The sequence below is a fragment of the Sphingomonas sp. BL-S-30 genome (assembly GCF_055521475.1).
In genome coordinates this window covers 3,263,174-3,279,932 of sequence record NZ_CM145481.1, presented here as the reverse complement: position 1 = coordinate 3,279,932, position 16,759 = coordinate 3,263,174, and the positions used below count along the sequence as shown (strand labels likewise).

14 protein-coding genes are annotated in these 16,759 nt (G+C 66.7%); 11 read left to right on the top strand and 3 right to left on the bottom strand.

The features are described from left to right. Positions 1-197: 197 nt before the first annotated feature. The 5 genes from ACZ1I5_RS15190 (at position 198) to ACZ1I5_RS15170 (ending at position 7,152) form a co-directional block, all read left to right on the top strand. The gene (locus ACZ1I5_RS15190) at positions 198-2,930 is read left to right on the top strand and encodes an Rne/Rng family ribonuclease (protein ID WP_465170075.1); all 2,733 of its coding nucleotides are present in this window, start codon (positions 198-200) and stop codon (positions 2,928-2,930) included. 351 nt (positions 2,931-3,281) lie between these two features. Beyond that, positions 3,282-4,634 carry a M48 family metalloprotease gene (locus ACZ1I5_RS15185; RefSeq protein WP_465170074.1) on the top strand — a complete coding sequence of 451 codons (1,353 nt, stop codon included), beginning with the start codon at positions 3,282-3,284 and terminating at the stop codon, positions 4,632-4,634. After that, entirely contained in the window at positions 4,631-5,377 is a 747-nt protein-coding gene (locus tag ACZ1I5_RS15180; protein ID WP_465170073.1) for a DsbA family protein, read from the top strand. The genes ACZ1I5_RS15185 and ACZ1I5_RS15180 overlap by 4 nt, the downstream gene beginning before the upstream one ends. Positions 5,378-5,443: 66 nt before the next feature. Continuing rightward, positions 5,444-6,379 (top strand): ABC transporter ATP-binding protein, encoded by a 936-nt coding sequence (locus tag ACZ1I5_RS15175; protein ID WP_465170072.1) that lies wholly within the window; start codon positions 5,444-5,446, stop codon positions 6,377-6,379. After that, complete coding sequence (locus ACZ1I5_RS15170; RefSeq protein WP_465170071.1) at positions 6,376-7,152, top strand: ABC transporter permease; 777 nt, start codon at positions 6,376-6,378, stop codon at positions 7,150-7,152. The genes ACZ1I5_RS15175 and ACZ1I5_RS15170 overlap by 4 nt, the downstream gene beginning before the upstream one ends. 179 nt (positions 7,153-7,331) lie before the next feature. Here the strand turns inward: ACZ1I5_RS15170 and ACZ1I5_RS15165 are convergent, their stop codons facing one another. Next, positions 7,332-9,203 carry a CocE/NonD family hydrolase gene (locus ACZ1I5_RS15165; protein WP_465170070.1) on the bottom strand — a complete coding sequence of 624 codons (1,872 nt, stop codon included), beginning with the start codon at positions 9,201-9,203 and terminating at the stop codon, positions 7,332-7,334. Between the two features lie 77 nt (positions 9,204-9,280). Next, complete coding sequence (locus ACZ1I5_RS15160) at positions 9,281-9,937, bottom strand: FABP family protein (RefSeq protein WP_465170069.1); 657 nt, start codon at positions 9,935-9,937, stop codon at positions 9,281-9,283. A 469-nt stretch (positions 9,938-10,406) separates the two neighbouring features. On the opposite strand from ACZ1I5_RS15160, the gene ACZ1I5_RS15155 reads away from it, so the two are divergent. Further along, on the top strand, positions 10,407-10,802 hold the full coding sequence (locus ACZ1I5_RS15155) for a glycine zipper 2TM domain-containing protein (protein WP_465173980.1): 396 nt from the start codon (positions 10,407-10,409) through the stop codon (positions 10,800-10,802). 131 nt (positions 10,803-10,933) lie between these two features. On the opposite strand, the gene ACZ1I5_RS15150 is transcribed toward ACZ1I5_RS15155, so the two are convergent. Beyond that, the gene (locus ACZ1I5_RS15150) at positions 10,934-11,158 is read right to left on the bottom strand and encodes a hypothetical protein (protein WP_465170068.1); all 225 of its coding nucleotides are present in this window, start codon (positions 11,156-11,158) and stop codon (positions 10,934-10,936) included. Between the two features lie 160 nt (positions 11,159-11,318). On the opposite strand from ACZ1I5_RS15150, the gene ACZ1I5_RS15145 reads away from it, so the two are divergent. The 5 genes from ACZ1I5_RS15145 (at position 11,319) to ACZ1I5_RS15125 (ending at position 16,736) form a co-directional block, all read left to right on the top strand. After that, positions 11,319-12,050, top strand: coding sequence for a response regulator transcription factor (locus tag ACZ1I5_RS15145; protein WP_465170067.1), 732 nt, complete (start codon positions 11,319-11,321; stop codon positions 12,048-12,050). Continuing rightward, positions 12,047-13,378 carry an ATP-binding protein gene (locus ACZ1I5_RS15140; protein WP_465170066.1) on the top strand — a complete coding sequence of 444 codons (1,332 nt, stop codon included), beginning with the start codon at positions 12,047-12,049 and terminating at the stop codon, positions 13,376-13,378. Before ACZ1I5_RS15145 ends, ACZ1I5_RS15140 begins: the two co-directional genes overlap by 4 nt. Positions 13,379-13,462: 84 nt before the next feature. Then, a complete protein-coding gene (locus tag ACZ1I5_RS15135; protein ID WP_465170065.1) occupies positions 13,463-14,158 on the top strand; it encodes a carbonic anhydrase in 696 nt (231 codons plus the stop codon). Beyond that, on the top strand, positions 14,155-15,669 hold the full coding sequence (locus tag ACZ1I5_RS15130; RefSeq protein ID WP_465170064.1) for a SulP family inorganic anion transporter: 1,515 nt from the start codon (positions 14,155-14,157) through the stop codon (positions 15,667-15,669). Before ACZ1I5_RS15135 ends, ACZ1I5_RS15130 begins: the two co-directional genes overlap by 4 nt. 251 nt (positions 15,670-15,920) lie before the next feature. After that, a complete protein-coding gene (locus tag ACZ1I5_RS15125) occupies positions 15,921-16,736 on the top strand; it encodes a TorF family putative porin (protein ID WP_465170063.1) in 816 nt (271 codons plus the stop codon). The last annotated feature ends 23 nt before the right edge of the window (positions 16,737-16,759 follow it).

Genomic DNA, 16,759 nt, shown 5'->3' with positions numbered 1-16,759 from the left:
CCCGGTTCATACCGGCGGGATCGCGAGCGCGCGGGATGCCCAGGGCCAGATGCCGGGGCGTGGATCGCGAACAGAGGCATTTTTCGAAACCACACGCGGCACGGACAAGGGCGGCAATTCCGCCACCACGTCGCCGCATCACAATCGCGCGCGGCGGATGCCGCCAGGCCCCGGACCGCGCGCCCGGAGAACAATAAATGACCATGCGTATGCTGATCGACGCGCGGCACCGGGAAGAGACCCGGGTTGCCGTCGTCAAGGGGAACCGGATCGAGGAGTTTGATTTCGAGTCCGCCGAGCGCAAGCAGCTCAAGGGCAATATCTATCTAGCCAAGGTTACCCGTGTCGAACCGTCGCTCCAGGCGGCCTTCATCGATTACGGCGGCAACCGCCACGGCTTCCTCGCCTTTTCGGAAATCCACCCCGATTATTATCAGATCCCCAAGGAGGATCGCGACGCGCTGCTGCGCGAAGAGGCCGAGCATGCCGCCGAAGAGGCAGCATTGCGCGCCCAGATGGATGCCGAGGACGATCTTCACGAAGGTGAGGGTGAAGGCGAGGGCGATGACGGCTTCGAGCCCGATCCCGAATCGGTCGAGCGGTTCGAGGACGATGGCGGCGCCGACCCCGAGGTAAGCGCCGAGACCGAGAGCAGGGGCCGCGGCCGCCGCAAGCGCACCGCATCGGACGACGCGGTCGACGATCTGCGCGAGCGCCGCACCAACCTGCGCCATCGCTACAAGATCCAGGACGTGATCCGCCGCCGCCAGGTGCTGCTGGTCCAGGTCGTCAAGGAAGAGCGCGGCAACAAGGGCGCGGCGCTGACCACCTATCTGTCGCTCGCCGGCCGCTATTGCGTGCTGATGCCCAACACGTCGCATGGCGGCGGCATCAGCCGGAAGATCTCGAATGCGGGCGACCGCAAGCGCCTGAAGTCGATCATGGCGGACATGAAGCTGCCTCCGTCGATGGGCTGCATCGTGCGCACCGCGGGCCTCCAGCGCACCAAGGTCGAGATCAAGCGCGACTTCGATTATCTGGCGCGCCTTTGGGATGGCATTCGCGAGACCACATTGTCTTCGTCGGCGCCGGCCCTGGTTTACGGCGACAGCGACCTGCTCAAGCGCGCGATCCGCGACATCTACAACCGCGACATCGACGAAGTGATCGTCGAGGGCGAGCAGGGCTATCGTCAGGCCAAGGAGTTCATGAAGCTCCTGATGCCGAGCCATGCCCGCAAGGTGAAGCATTATTCCGATCCGGTGCCGCTGTTCCAGCGCAGCCATGTCGAGGAACAGCTCGCTGCGATGTACCACCCGGTGGTCCAGCTGAAATCGGGCGGCTATCTGGTGATCAACCCGACCGAGGCGCTCGTCTCGATCGACATCAACTCCGGCCGCTCGACCCGCGAGCACAGCATCGAGCAGACCGCGACCGCGACCAACCTCGAAGCCGCGCACGAGATCGCCCGCCAGCTGCGTCTGCGCGACATGGCCGGCCTCGTCGTCATCGACTTCATCGACATGGACAATGGGTCCAACGTCCGGAAGGTCGAGAAGGCGATGAAGGAAGCGCTGAAGAACGATCGCGCCCGCATCCAGGTCGGCCGCATCTCCAGCTTCGGCCTGATGGAAATGAGCCGCCAGCGGCTGCGCACGGGCGTGCTCGAAGCGTCGACCCGCCAGTGCCCGCATTGCGAGGGCACCGGCCTGGTCCGCACCGCCTCGTCGGCCGGCCTGTCCGCGCTGCGCCTGATCGAGGACGAAGCCGCCCAGGGCCGCGGATCGCAGCTGCTGCTGCGCGCCAGCCAGGAAGCGGCCTTCTACCTGCTCAACCGCAAGCGCGCGGAACTGGCCGAGATCGAGGATCGCTACGGCGTGATGATCGAGGTCGCGCCGGACGGCGAGCAGGAAGGCGCGCGCATGTCGGTCGAGGTCTCCGGACCGCCGCCGGCGCATGCGCCGCGCTTCGAAGCGCCGATCGAAGAGATCGAGGACGATATCGAAGAGGATATCGAGGACGAGATCGACGAGGTCGAGGACGAGGAAGAAGAAGAAGCGCCCCGCGAGGCACGCGCTCCCCGCGAGCCGCGCGAGCGTGGCGAGCGGTCGGAAAGCGACGAAGGCGGTTCGCGCCGTCGTCGCCGCCGTCGCGGTCGTCGCGGCCGCAATCGTCCCGAGGGCGAGGAGGGCGCTCCGCGCGCTGAAGGCGAAGAGGGCGAGCCCGACGGCGATGCCGAGGCAGCCGATGAGGGCGCCGAGGAGAGTGGGGCCGAGGTCGCGGGCGAGCAGCCGGTAGCGGGCGAAGGTGATGGCGGGGCCGAAGGTCGTCGTCGTCGCGGACGCCGGGGCCGTCGCGGCGGTCGTCGCGGCGAGGGCGATCGCGCCGAGGGCGGCGAGTCCGCGCCGGTCGAGGCTGAAGCTGGTGAGGCTGAAGCCGTCGCCGAAGCACCGATAGCCGAAGAGGCACCGGCCGAGGTCGAGGCGCCCAAGAAGGGCCGCCGTCGTCCCAAGGCACGGGAAGCCGTTGAGCCGGTAGCGTCCGAGCCCGTCGTCGAGGCGGCGCCGGTCGTCGAAGCTCCCGCCGCCGAGGCGGAGGCCGCGCCGGCCAAGCCGAAGCGCGCACGCCGCAAGAAGGCGGACGCCGCTGAAGCCGAGGCGGTGGTTGCCGCGCCGGAGCCGGAGCCCGTCGTCGAGGCGGTCGAAGCGCCCGCCGAGGAAGCACCGGCCAAGCCGAAGCGCGCCCGCCGCGCCAAGGCGGCTGCGTCCGAAGCGGCGGCGCCCGAGTCGATCACCGAGGAGGCGCCTGCCGTTGCGCTCGTCGAGGACGGCGCGGCGCCGGCCGATGACGCCGCCGGTGGGATCGATCCCGATCCGGGCGAGGCGGGCTCGCCCCGTCGCGGCTGGTGGCAGCGGACGTTTGGGCAGTAACGACCCGCGCCTCTGACGAGGTATGGAGTGGATCAGCGCCGGCCGGGACTCGATGTCCCGGCCGGCGTTTCCTTTTGGGGAGAGCGTTGTGGAAGCGTGACTTCCCAAACTCCACCCGTCACCCCGGACTTGTTCCGGGGGCCATGGTTCCGCGAACGCAGCATCTGCGGCGCTTGCGGGACGATGGATGCCGGAACAAGTCCGGCATGACGAAGAGGGTCGATGGCGCCTCTGATCGTCGGAGTGCTTCCGTGGCAAGAAACACCACCTTCACCCGCCATTCACCCCTTCCCCCGCAGGGATCGCCCTAGTTCAATTGCCTGTGAGGGATTTCTCGGCGATATGTCGTGCATGAAGCGGCTCATCGCGCTGTTCGCGGTTTCCATCCTCCTCTGGGCGCAACCGGCCTTCGCGCAGTCGATCCTGCGCGATGCCGAGACCGAGGCCATGTTCAACGACATGTCGCGCGGGCTGATCCTCGCCGCGGGGCTGTCGCCCAACAATGTCCGCGTCGTCCTGATCAACGACGATTCGATCAACGCCTTCGTCGTCGGCGGGCAGACCGTCTATGTCCATTCGGGCCTGATCCAGGCGGCCGACAACGCCAATGAAGTGCAGGGCGTGATCGCGCACGAGCTGGGCCATATCGCCGACGGCCATGTCATCCTGCAGGGCGCCGGGACCAAGCCCGCGATCGGCATCACCATTCTCAGCATGGTCATCGGCATCGCGGCGATGGCGGCGGGCGCGGGCGATGCGGGCGCGGGCATCCTCGCCGCCGGGCAGACCGCGGCGATGGGCAAGTTCCTGGCCTTCACCCGGGTGCAGGAGGCGACGGCGGACGCCACCGGGGCGAAGTTCCTGCGCGAGGCCGGGGTCAGCGGGCGCGGCATGCTGAGCTTCTTCAAGAAGCTGCAGAACGAGGAATATTCCTATGGCCTCGCCAATATCGATCCCTTCGCGCAGAGCCACCCGCTGAGCGGCGCGCGCATCGCCAACCTGACCGGCGACGTCATGGCGTCACCCGCCTGGAACAAGCCGAACGACCCGGCGCTGGAAGACCGGTTCCGGCGGGTGAAGGCGAAGCTGCGCGGCTATGTCGCGACCTATCAGCAGACGCTGACTGAATTCCCCGAGAGCGACCAGTCCGCCTATGCGCATTATGCCCGGGCCTATGCGTGGCACAAGGCGGGCTATCCGGACAAGGCCGATGCCGAGGCGGAGGCGCTGGTGAAGGCGGCGCCGCACGACCCCTATTTCCTGGAGATCAAGGGACAGATCCTGCTCGAGGCGGGCAAGCCGACCGAGGCGCTGGCACCGCTGCGCGAGGCGACCGAGCGATCGGACAATTCCCCGCTGATCGCCACGACCTTCGGCCATGCGCTGATCGCCACCGAGAACAAGGCGAACTATCCCGAGGCGATCCGTGTGCTGCGCCAGGCGGTGGCGCGCGACGACGACAATCCCTTTGCCTGGTATCAGCTCGGCACTGCCTATTCCCGGACGGGTGACGAGCCGCGCGCGCTGCTGGCGACCGCCGAACAGGCGAGCCTGACCGGCGATGTCCGCACCGCCGCCTATGCCGCGCGGGGCGCGATGCAGGGCATCCCCCCCAACAGCAGCGACTGGATCCGCGCGCAGGACATCGCGATGACGTCGCAGAACGAAATGGACGACAACCCGAAAAAGTATAAGCGCCGATGATCGAACGCCTGTCGAAGAATCCGCTGGTGCTCGCCGGGCTGGCGCTGGTCGCGGCGTTGGTCGGCGCGGGCGCGTTCTGGCTGTTCCAGCTGGCCGCGCCGTCGTCGCTCGGCAGCGCGGACCAGGCGCGGGTCGAGCGCGTCGTGCGCGAGTATGTGCGCGCCCATCCCGAAATCGTCTCCGAGGCGATTCAGCGGCTGCGCGACCGCGCAACGGGCAAGGTCATCGACGCCAATGCGGACGTGATCCTGAAGCCGTTCGGCAGCGCCTGGGCCGGTAACGCCAATGGCGACGTCACCATTGTCGAATATTTCGATTATAATTGCGGCTATTGCCGCGCCAGCCTGCCCAATGTCGCGCGGCTGATCGCGTCGGACCCCAAGGTGAAAGTGGTCTATCGCGAGCTGCCGATCCTGGCCGAGACCAGCGCCGACGCCGCCAGGCTGAGCCTTGCCGCGGCCGACCAGGGCAAGTTCACCGCCTTTCACGACGCGCTCTACGCCGCCGGACAGGTGACGCCCGAGAGCATGACGGCGGCGGCGCGCAAGGCTGGCGTCGACCTGAAGCGCGCCGCCGCCTTCGCGCCGCGCGCCGATGCGGAAATCACCACCAACATCCAGGTGATGCGGCAGCTCGGCATGACCGGCACGCCGAGCTTCGTGATCGGCAACCGGGTGGTGTCCTCGGTCCTGTCGTTCGAGGACCTGAAAGAGGCCGTGGCCGCGGCCCGCGCCGACAGCTGAGTTTTCGCGGGCCGGTTGTTCCGCCCGGGGCGCGTCCTTATTTGTCGCCCAACGAAAAGGGGCTTCATGGAAACCATCCTGTCCGTAAAGGGCGTCTCCAAGACCTATGCTTCAGGCCAGCGCGCCCTGGAACCGGTCGATCTCGATATCAACAAGGGCGAAATCTTCGCGCTGCTCGGGCCGAACGGCGCGGGCAAGACGACGCTCATCAGCATCATCTGCGGCATCGTCACGCCGTCCTCCGGCACCGTCACGGTGATGGGGCATGACGCGCTGACCGATTACCGCGCGGCGCGGCGGCTGATCGGGCTGGTGCCGCAGGAATTGTCGGTCGACATGTTCGAGACGGTGCTGGCGACGGTGCGCTTCAGCCGCCGGTTGTTCGGCCGGCCGGGGCATGACGCCTATGTCGAGCAGGTGCTGCGCGACCTGTCGCTGTGGGACAAGCGCAAGGCCAAGATCATGGAGCTGTCGGGCGGCATGAAGCGCCGCGTGCTGATCGCCAAGGCATTGAGCCACGAGCCCGACATATTGTTCCTCGACGAGCCGACCGCGGGCGTCGACGTGTCGCTGCGCCGCGACATGTGGAAACTGATCCACCGGCTGCGCGAGAAGGGCACCACCATCATCCTCACCACCCACTATATCGACGAGGCGGAGGAGATGGCCGACCGGGTCGGCGTGATCGACAAGGGCAGGATCATCCTGGTCGAGCAGAAGGCCGAGCTGATGAAGCGACTGGGCAAGCGCCAGATGCTGATCTCGCTGCAGGAGAAGCTGGAGGCCGTTCCGCCGGCGCTGGGCGAATGGCAGGTCGAACTGGCCGACGAAGGCTGCAAGCTGCTCTACAATTTCAACGCCGAGGACGAGCATATCCCCGCGCTGCTGGCGAAGCTCGGCGAGCTCGGCATCGGCTACAAGGATCTGGAGACGCACAAGAGCTCGCTCGAGGACATCTTCGTCGACCTTGTCGAACACAAGCCGGTGGAGCAGGCGGCATGAGCGCGGCTGGAATCAACACGCACGGCATCTGGGCGATCTACCGCTTCGAGATGGCCCGGGCGCTGCGCACCCTGTGGCAGAGCCTGGTCACGCCGGTGATCACCACCTCGCTCTATTTCGTCGTGTTCGGCGGCGCGATCGGGTCACGCATGCAGGAAGTGGGCGGGGTCGGTTATGGCAGCTTCATCGTGCCGGGGCTGATCATGCTGTCGCTGCTGACGCAGAGCATCTCCAATGCGTCGATCGGCATCTATTTCCCAAAATTCACCGGCACGATGTTCGAGCTGCTCTCGGCACCGGTCACCCCGATGGAGATGGTGGTGGGCTATGTCGGCGCGGCGGCGACCAAGTCGATCGTGCTGGGGCTGATCATCCTCGCGACGGCAGCGTTGTTCGTGCCGCTGCACATCGCGCACCCGCTGGCGATGCTGAGCTTCCTGGTGCTGACCAGCGTGACGTTCAGCCTGTTCGGCTTCATCATCGGCATCTGGGCCAAGGGCTTCGAGCAGTTGAGCTTCGTGCCCGCGCTGCTGATCACGCCGCTGACCTTTCTCGGCGGTGCCTTCTACTCGATCGACATGCTGCCCGAACCGTGGCGGACGGTCAGCCTGTTCAACCCGGTCGTCTATCTGGTCAGCGGCTTCCGCTGGGCCTTTTTCGACAAGGGCGATGTGAGCGTGCTGGTCAGCCTGGGCGTGACGGCGTTGTTCCTGGTGGCGTGCCTCGTGCTGGTCGGGTGGATCTTCAGGACCGGGTGGCGGCTGAAGAACTGACCTTCTTGTTCCTCCCCGAGCTTGCTCGGGGAGGGGGACCGCGCTTCTTCAGCGCGTGGTGGAGGGGCTTGGAGCGCGGAAGCTCTGTCCCGCGCTCCAAGCCCCTCCACCATTTGCAGAAGGTGCAAATGGTCCCCCTCCCCGTTCCGGGGAGGAATCAGTCCGGGGAGGAACAAAAATCACATCACCGGCAGGGTCACCTTCGATCCGGCACAGACCTTCTGCGTCGCCTTCACGAAGTCCCCCGCTTTCGCGCGCATGATGTTCGGCACGAACTTTTGCGGGTTGCGGTCGAGCATCGGGAACCAGCTCGACTGGACCTGCACCATGATGCGGTGGCCCTTGAGGAAGACATGGTCGCGTTCGTGCAGCGGCACCTCCCACGCGACCACCTTGCCCGGCACCAGCGCTTCCGGCGCGGTGTCGCTGGTCAGGAAACGCCCGCGACGGACGTCCATCGCGATCGGCAGCTGATAGCCGTTGAGCGACTTGGCATAGTCGCCCGACTGGAGCTGCTCGGGATTCTTCACATAAGTATCGGGGAAGACGTCGATCAGCTTGACCACGAAATCGCTGTCGGTGCCGCTGGTCGACGCCATCAGCCTGGCCGCGACGGTGCCCGTGACGGTCAGGTCCTCGGATAGTGGCGCGGTCATATAGTTCAGCACGTCGGGCCGCCCGCCGAGGAATCGTTGGTCGGCCGCTTCCCACCAGCGCCAGTCGGGGCTGAGATAGGTGCCCGACATCGGCGGCTGGCGGAACGGCACCGGGTTCGCCGGATCGGACACATAATCGCGGCACGCTTCGCCGGCGACGGGCGCGGTGAAGGAGAGCGAGCCATCGGCGTGGAGGAACAGGTCCTTCGCCTTCGCGCCGGCGGCGGGCCACCCCTTGTAATCCTTCCATTTCCAGCTGCCGCTCTGGAAGCTCTTCACCCCGGCCTCGGGGCGCTTGCCCTTGCCATGGAGCCAATAGGCGAAGAACGGCGCCTCGATCTGTTCGAGGAACTGCTGGCCGCTCGGCACGCCGTAGGGGATCGGGCCGAGGGCGTCGTTGGGCGTGCGCCAGGTGCCGTGCGCCCAGGGCCCCGAGACCATCGAGACGAGGCCGTCCGGGTCGTTCTGCTTCTGCTTGAAATAGATCTGCCAGGAACCCCAGGGATCCTCCTGATCCCAATAGCCCGCGACGTTGAGCGTCGGCACCGTCGCCTTGCCGAGCGAGTCGGTCCAGCGCTGATCGGTGTAGAAACTGTCGTGATTGGGATGGTCGAGCAGCGCGGTGAACATCGGCACCCGGCCCTTAAAATGGAGCTTGTCGATATTCTCGACCGGGCCGATCTTCAGAAACCAGTCGTACGTATCGTACATATCGTACTCGAACGCCTTGTTGTCGTTCTTGTCGATCTGCAGGCCGGACACCCAGTCAGTCGCATAGCTCAGGCGCAGCGCACCGTTGCGGTGGAGATCGTCGCTCATCCAGTAATCGATCCACGCCGCCTGCGGGCTGACCGCCTTCAGCGCCGGATGCGGATGCGCCAGCGCGACGGCGGCGGCGAAGCCGGGATAGGACACGCCGAACATGCCGACCTTGCCGTTATTGTCCGGCACGTTCTTCACCAGCCAGTCGATCGAATCCCAGGCGTCGGTCGCTTCGTCGATCGCCTTGGGATCGTTCGGGTGGACCGCGGTCGACAGAGTGAAGACGCCGTCCGACTTGAAGCGGCCGCGCATCGACTGCGAGACGAAGATATAGCCGTCCTTGTCGAGCGCCGCCCAGTTCTTCGGCACCGAGGCGGGCGCCGAGAGGTTCAGGCCGTACGGGGTGCGCGAGAACAGGATCGGCAGGGGAACGGTCTGGTTGCGCGGGCGCAGGATGACGGTCTGCATCTTCGCGCCGTCGCGCATCGGCACCATCACTTCCTCGAGGATATAGGGCGATTGCGCGGCGGGGGCGGGGGCCGCCTGGGGGCGGGCGGACAGGGGTGTCGTCGCGCAGAGCAGCAGCGCAGCGCCGAAGGCGAGGGGCGCGCAGGTGGATTTCAAATGATGCACGAAAATCTCCGTCGCTGGATGGCCCGCAATCTGCGGCGAAGGGAAGGGAAGTCAATCACCGCGTGGCGATCGAACCGTCATGCCTGTTTGGCGGCTCGCTTCGCCAGGATGGCGGCGAGCGGGTTGGGTTTCGGCTCTCCGATCCTTTTGAGCGTGTTCTGGTCGCGGTGCGCGAAGGGCTCGGCGCGGCCGTGGACGGTGAGCACGGTATCGGTGACATAGCTGAAGCTGCCGTCCGGGTTGAAGGTGATCTCGATCCGGTAGCTGTCGGTGCGAAAGGCATATTCGAGAAAGGCGGTGGAGCAGATGCCGTTCTCGGTCTGGCCGCGCACCGAGGAGACCATGATGCTGTCCGCGTCGGGGGTCGACTGGCCCGAGGCCAGCGCGACCTGGCCGCGCGGGATCGCGACGGTCTGCAACACCATGCCGGTCGCCGGCTCCCACAGCCAGTAACCGACCTGGTCGTGGAAGGTGATGTCCTCTTCCTCGGTGGTGATGTGGATGTGATAGCGCAGGCCGTAGAGCAGCTGCGGCCCGTTCGCCTGCGGATCGATCGGATCGAAGCTGATCCGCTCGATGAACACGCGACGCTCGGGGCCGTCGGCCTTGGGGTTCAGATCGACGCCCTTGCGCGCCTGCCACCGCCCCGCCAGCCGCCGCAGCGGCCCGAGATTGGCGAGCGTATCGGGATCGACGTCGCTCGGTTCGGTGAAGACGTCTTCGGGGAAGATCATCGGCGTCCTTTCGGGAGCGAGGGCGAGAGAAAGACGTTTCTTCGCGCCGCGGCGACGGCGGCGCAAGGGGCCAGACAGCACGAATATTGAGACCGGAATGGCACTTATTGGCGACTGGGGGGTTTCAGTTCGCAATCGTATCAAACGATTAGAGTCTCAGGAGCGAATTATGAAGATCATCACCCTATGCAGCGCCGCGGCGCTCGCAGCCATTGGTTGCGCCCCGCTCGCGGTACAGGCGCAGGATTGGCGCGGCAGCAGCAACAGCGCATCGAACTGGGACCGCGACAGTTTCTGGCGCGGCGCGCCGGACAGCCCGCGCGACCGTATCTCCTTCCTGCAGCGCCGGATCGATCGTGGCGTGGCCGATCGCAGCCTCGACCGTCGTGAGGCACGTCGCGCGCAATATCAGCTCAACACGATTCGAGCCGACCTGAACCGTGGCCGTCTGACACCGCAGCGTCGCGAGATGATCCTGACCCGGCTCGACGACCTCAGCCGCTCGCTGCGCTGGGCGCGCAACAACGACTATAACGGCTATGGCGGCGCGGTCGCGGTGCGTGACGACGATCGCCGCTTCGCGACCGATTATGACGCCTCGCGCTATTATCGCGACGATCCCCGTTATACCGAGCGCCGCCTGTCGTCGAACGACGAGGTCTATCGCGGTTCGGACGGTCGCTATTATTGCAAGCGCAACGACGGCACGACCGGCTTGATCGTCGGTGCGATCGGCGGCGGCATCCTGGGCAACGTCATCGATGGCGGACGCAACCGGGCAGCCGGCACGCTGATCGGCGGCGCGCTAGGCGCGCTTGCCGGCAAGTCGATCGACCAGAACAGCAGCGACGTGCGCTGCCGCTAACAGCGACCCCCATGCCGAAATCGAAGGCCCCGCCGGTGTTCCGGCGGGGCCTTTTTTGCCTGTTCCGCCGGCGGGCAAAAAAGCCCGTCATGCCGCGCAGGACCGGCATGACGGGAAGGGGCCGGGGGGACTTAGTTGCGGGCGACCGGGGCCTTGGCCGGCTGCTCGTTGCGCGCGATCTCGGGTGCCTTTGCTTCGCATTTGACGATCGGCGTGACGACGCCCTTGCCATGGGGCGCGCCCTGTTGCGCGAGCACGCACTGCTTCGCTGATTCGGCGCGGGGCGCGTCCGATACGGCGAGGGCGGGGACGGCGACGCTCAGCAGCGCGGCGCCGAGAAGGGTACGGACAAGCATGGGCTATTCCTCGTAAATGAATGCGAGTATGCCCAATAGCCGGCTGGTCTTTTCTCGCCCGGCACCGGTCCGTGACAAATTGTTTCTGGCCGAGCTACGATCGTCGAAGCGATTGACCCTTACGGAACGGGTACTTACCTCGCACTGCAACATGACAATAATGCACCCCCGCCCAAGCCCCGAAGTCGCCCCCACCATCTTGCTGGTCGAAGACGATCCGGCGCTCCGCACGCTCTCGACCCGGGCGCTGCAGGAACATGGCTATATTGTCCGCCCGGCCTCGGCCGCGCCCGAGATGTGGCTGGCGCTGAAAGCGGGACCAGTCGATCTGGTGCTGCTCGACATCATGCTGCCCGGCACCAGCGGCATCGACCTGTGCCGCCAACTGCGCAAGACCAGCGACGTGCCGATCATCTTCGTCAGCGCCAAGGGCAGCGAGACCGACCGCGTGATCGGGCTCGAGCTCGGCGCCGACGATTATCTCGCCAAGCCGTTCGGCACGCGCGAGCTCGCCGCCCGAGTCCGCGCCGTGCTGCGTCGTGGCGCGCTCGACCGGCGCAGCGGCGAACGCGAGCAGGGCATGCTCAGCTTCGACGGCTGGACGGTCAACCTGCCGCGCCGCGAATTGCTGTCGCCGGCGGGCTCGGTGGTCGAGCTGACCGGCGCCGAATTCGACCTGCTGACCAGTCTGCTCGACCATGCCGGCCGGGTCATCGCGCGCGAGCGGCTGATCGAATTGTCGCGCACCCGGCTGACCGACAGCTCCGACCGCAGCGTCGACGTGCTGGTCAGCCGGTTGCGGCGCAAGCTGACTCAGGGTGACAAGCCCGCCCCGATCGTGACGGTGCGCGGCGTCGGTTATATGTTGAATACGGGTGTCACGCGCAGTTGAGCCATTTCGTGCGCCCGTCGATCGGCCTGCTCGGGCGGATCGTCGCGATCCTGCTGCTGGTCGTCATCGTCGAGTTCACCGCCAGCACGATCCTTTATGAGCGCGCGAGCCATTTTTCGCTGAGCGGCGACCGGGCGCGGCGGCTGGCCGAGCATCTGGTGATCGCGCGCCGGCTCGTCGCCGAGCTGCCTGCCGTGGAACGTCCGGCGATGGCGGCCGAACTGTCGACCGATCACTACATGATGGCGTGGGAACGCAGCCGCCCGCCGCCCCCGCCGCTCGCCCCGTCGCTGGACAGCATGCGCAAGGAAGTGGTGGCCTGGGAGCCGACGCTCGGCCCGACCGACCTGCGGTTTCGCGTCGTCTCGCTCGGCAGCAGCTCGGTGGTGGTGGGCGGCGTGACTCTGCCCGATGGCAGCTGGCTGCATTTTCAGACGCTCAAACCGGTGCCCAATATCGATTTTGCGCCGAGCCGAATCCTCGTTGCCTCGTTGCTGGCGATCGCCGCGATGTTGCTGGGCGGCCTGCTGATCCGCCGCACCCTGCAGCCGATGCGCCAGCTGGCCGACGCGGCCGACCGGTTCGGCAGCCCCGATCAGGCGCAGGTGCCCGAAGCCGGCCCGGGCGAGGTGCGCCGCGTGATCGGCGCATTCAACCGCATGCAGGCCAGAATTCACCGCCTGATCGTCGATCGCACCCAGGCGCTGGCCGCCGTTGGACATGATCTGCGCACGCCGCTCGCCCGGCTGCGGCTGCGCGCCGACCGTGTCGTCGAGCCGGACCTGCGCGACACGATCCATGCCGACATCGCGGAGATGGAGGCGATGGTCTCCTCGCTGCTCGCCTTTCTCGGCGGCGATCAGGATGCGGAGAAGCCGGCGCTGATCGACCTTGCCGTGCTGTGCGCGACGATCGCCGACAATGCCGGGGATGTCGGCCAGGACGTGCGCTATGTCGGCCCCGATCACCTGGATGCGGTGATCCGGCCGTCGGCGATGCGCCGCGCGATCGGCAACCTCGTCGAGAACGGCCTGCATCACGGCCAGGCGGTGACGATCACGCTTGCCGGGCGGCGCGAGCACATCACGATCTGGGTCGACGACAATGGGCCGGGCATTCCGCAGGAATCGCTCGAGACGGTGCTCGAACCCTTTGTCCGGCTGGACAATGCGCGCCGCCGCGACACGGTCGGCTTCGGGCTGGGCCTGTCGATCGTGGTGAAGGCGATCGAGAATGAAGGCGGGACGCTCCGCCTGTCGAACCGGCGGGAAGGCGGCCTGCGCGCCGAAATCATTCTGCCGCTCGGTAGACATGATTCCTTACAGTGATGCGGCATCGCAGCAAAACTGCCCTCCTAGATACCCTGCCTAAGCCGCGCCCGACCTGTTGGGCCCGGCAGCAGGAGCCAAGCAGTGAACGACCTTATCGGCCGCGTCCTCAGTTTCGAGAAGCAGGTTTTCCCCAACCAGAGCGCCCTGTTCGCCAAGCTGGTCAATGACGGGCAGAGCCCCAAGGCCCTGATGATTTCCTGCGCGGATTCGCGCGTGGTGCCCGAGCAGATCATGCAGGCTGGCCCGGGCGACCTGTTCGTATGCCGCAACGCCGGCAATATCGTCCCGCCCTTTTCCAATCACACCGGCGGCGTCTCCTCGACCGTCGAATATGCCGTGATGGCGCTCGGCGTGCGCGACATCATCGTGTGCGGCCATTCGGACTGCGGCGCGATGAAGGCGCTGATGAACCCCGAAGGGCTCGAGCGCATGCCCAATGTCGCGGCGTGGCTGCGCCACAGCAATGCCGCGGCCAGCGTGGTCAATGAATGCTACCCGCATATGGAGGATGCCGAGCGGGTCCGCACAGCCGCGCTGGAAAATGTCGTCGCGCAGATCGCGCATCTGCGCACGCACCCCTCAGTCGCCTCCGCGATCGCCCGGGGCGAGATGACCCTGCACGGCTGGTTCGTCGATATCCGCGAAGGCGCGATCCTGGCGCTTGACGGCACGGCCGGCCGCTTCGCCACGGTGCGGGACGATCGTCCGTTGCCGGTCGCGCTGCCGGCGGCGCAGCGCCTCGCCAACGGCATCGAATATCTGGAGGCGGCGGAATGAAGATCGCCGGTTTCGACCTGCCCTCGTTCAGCACCGTCTCGCGTGATTTCACTGCTTCGATCGTCGTTTTCCTGGTCGCGATGCCGCTTTGCATGGGCATCGCGGTCGCCTCCGGCGTGCCGCCCGAAAGAGGCCTGATCACCGGCATCATCGGTGGTGTCGTGGTCGGCTTCCTGGCGGGCTCGCCGCTGCAGGTCAGCGGCCCCGCCGCCGGCCTTGCCGTCATCGTGTTCGAGCTGGTGCGCGACAAGGGATTGTCCGCGCTGGGCCCGATCCTGATCCTCGCCGGCATCATCCAGGTGATCGCCGGCATCGCGAAGCTGGGCGGCTGGTTCCGCGCCATCTCGCCCGCCGTGGTGCATGGCATGCTGGCGGGCATCGGCGTGCTGATCGTGGTCGGCCAGTTCCATGTGCTGTTCGACGCGACCCCGCTGTCGAGCGGCCTCGCCAATATCGCCGCGATGCCGGGACGGGTGCTCGGCCTGTCGATGGACGTGTCGGGCGTCGAGCGCGCCTTTGCGATCGGCCTGCTGACGATCGGTACCATGCTGGGGTGGGAACGCTTCCGTCCCGCCGCGCTGAAGCAGGTGCCGGGCGCGCTGGTCGGCGTCGTGGCCGGCACCCTGGCCGCGTTCACGCTTGGCCTCGACGTGACTCGCGTCAACGTGCCGCAATCGATCGCCTCGGCGATCGCGCTGCCGGGCCCGGATCTGCTGCAGAAGTGGATGGACCCGTCGGTCTTGGTCGCGGCGCTCGCCATCGCCTTTATCGCCAGCGCAGAAACATTGCTGTCGGCCGCCGCGGTCGACAAGATGCATGACGGCGTCCGCACCAACTATAACAAGGAACTGCGTGCCCAAGGCATCGGCAACCTGTTGTGCGGTTTCGCCGGCGCCTTGCCGATGACCGGCGTGATCGTGCGCAGCTCCGCCAACGTCCAGGCAGGCGCCACGACGCGCCTGTCGACGATCCTGCACGGCGCGTGGATCCTCGGCTTCGTAGCGCTGTTGCCCTGGCTGCTGCGCGAGATCCCGATGGCGGCGCTCGGTGCCGTTCTGGTGGTGACCGGCTGGCGCCTGGTCAGTATCGCGCATGTCCGCCACCTGTTCGGCAATTACGGCATATTGCCGGCCGCGATCTGGGCGATCACGCTGATCCTCGTCGTGGTCGAGGATCTGCTGACCGGCGTGCTGGTCGGCATCGGGCTCTCGCTGCTCGAGCTGATCCCGCATGTCCGCCGCCTGCGCCTGAAGGTCGCGTCGCACGACGACGATCAGGGCAGGGCGGTCCAGCTCTCGGGCAGCGCGACCTTCGTTACCCTGCCCAAGCTCTCCGATGCGCTGGAGGAGCTGCCGCAGGGCCAGAAGGTACGGCTCGACATGTCGCGGCTGGCGACGATCGACCATACCTGCGCCGAACTGCTCAAGGACTGGCTCAGCCGTCGTCGCGCGTCGGGGCACCCCGTCGAGCTTATCGGCGCGCCGTCCAAGCTGGCGGCTGCCGCGCACTAGAGGTCGACTCTCCCCACCGTCGGCCTTTGGCGGCCCTCTTCCTCCCCTCGGGCGAGGAAGGGGGCCGTTCGCTCGTTGGGGACGGGCGTCGCAGGCAACACTTCGTTACGAAGCGGCAACCTAGGCAAACAAGCGCCTCGCTAGAAACATTCCTGCCCGGGCCGACCCTTTCCTACCCCGTTCAGCCGGGGGGCGAGAGAAGCGGCGGTCCCGGCCGCAGGAGGGACCCTATCCTAACAAAGGGGTGTCCCATGAAAACTCTCTATGTCCTTGGCGCGGCCATGATGACCATCGCCGCACTGCCTGCCGCCGCGCAGGACACCGCGCCGCCGCCACCCGTCACCGTTTCCGGCAGCGTCGCGCTCGTTTCCGATTATCGATTCCGCGGCGTATCCCAGTCCGACAAGGAAATGGCGATCCAGGGCGGCATCACCGTCTCGCACGAGAGCGGCTTCTATGCGGGCGTCTGGGGATCGAACCTGGCCGGCTGGGGCACGTTCGGCGGCTCCAACATGGAGCTCGACCTGATCGGCGGTTACAAGCGCTCGTTCGGCGGCGCGACGGTCGATGTCGGCCTGACCTGGTACATGTATCCGGGCGGCGCCGACCTGACCGATTTCGCCGAGCCTTATGTGAAGGTCAGCGGCACGGCCGGTCCGGTCACCCTGCTGGCGGGCGTGGCCTATGCCCCCAAGCAGAAGGCACTGGGCAACTTTTCCAACACGCCGCAAAGCGCCGGGCAGAGCGAGGACAATTTCTACATCTGGGGCGACGCGAGTGCGGGCATCCCGAGCACGCCGATCACCGTGAAGGCGCATGTCGGCTATTCCGACGGCAATCCCGGCCTGGGCCCAAACGGCACCAGCGTGGCGCCGACCGGCAAATATGTCGACTGGCTGCTGGGCGTCGATTACGTGCTCGGCCCGGTCACGCTCGGCGCGGCCTATGTCGATACCGATATCAGCACTGCCGAGGCGGCTTATCTTCAGCCGAACTTCTCGAGCACGAAGGACGGCTCGTCGATCGCGAGCAGCCGGCTCGTGGTGTCGGTAACGGCGGCGTTCTGAGCAATCAGGTCGGCCCCTTCCCC

What these genes read in the sequence shown, in the direction of transcription:
- ACZ1I5_RS15190 (WP_465170075.1), top strand. Translation starts at nt 198, where the DNA reads ATGACCATGCGTATGCTGATCGACGCGCGGCACCGGGAAGAGACCCGG.
- ACZ1I5_RS15185 (WP_465170074.1), top strand. Translation starts at nt 3,282, where the DNA reads ATGAAGCGGCTCATCGCGCTGTTCGCGGTTTCCATCCTCCTCTGGGCG.
- ACZ1I5_RS15180 (WP_465170073.1), top strand. Translation starts at nt 4,631, where the DNA reads ATGATCGAACGCCTGTCGAAGAATCCGCTGGTGCTCGCCGGGCTGGCG.
- ACZ1I5_RS15175 (WP_465170072.1), top strand. Translation starts at nt 5,444, where the DNA reads ATGGAAACCATCCTGTCCGTAAAGGGCGTCTCCAAGACCTATGCTTCA.
- ACZ1I5_RS15170 (WP_465170071.1), top strand. Translation starts at nt 6,376, where the DNA reads ATGAGCGCGGCTGGAATCAACACGCACGGCATCTGGGCGATCTACCGC.
- ACZ1I5_RS15160 (WP_465170069.1), bottom strand. Translation starts at nt 9,937, where the DNA reads ATGATCTTCCCCGAAGACGTCTTCACCGAACCGAGCGACGTCGATCCC.
- ACZ1I5_RS15155 (WP_465173980.1), top strand. Translation starts at nt 10,407, where the DNA reads ATGATCCTGACCCGGCTCGACGACCTCAGCCGCTCGCTGCGCTGGGCG.
- ACZ1I5_RS15150 (WP_465170068.1), bottom strand. Translation starts at nt 11,158, where the DNA reads ATGCTTGTCCGTACCCTTCTCGGCGCCGCGCTGCTGAGCGTCGCCGTC.
- ACZ1I5_RS15145 (WP_465170067.1), top strand. Translation starts at nt 11,319, where the DNA reads ATGCACCCCCGCCCAAGCCCCGAAGTCGCCCCCACCATCTTGCTGGTC.
- ACZ1I5_RS15130 (WP_465170064.1), top strand. Translation starts at nt 14,155, where the DNA reads ATGAAGATCGCCGGTTTCGACCTGCCCTCGTTCAGCACCGTCTCGCGT.
- ACZ1I5_RS15125 (WP_465170063.1), top strand. Translation starts at nt 15,921, where the DNA reads ATGAAAACTCTCTATGTCCTTGGCGCGGCCATGATGACCATCGCCGCA.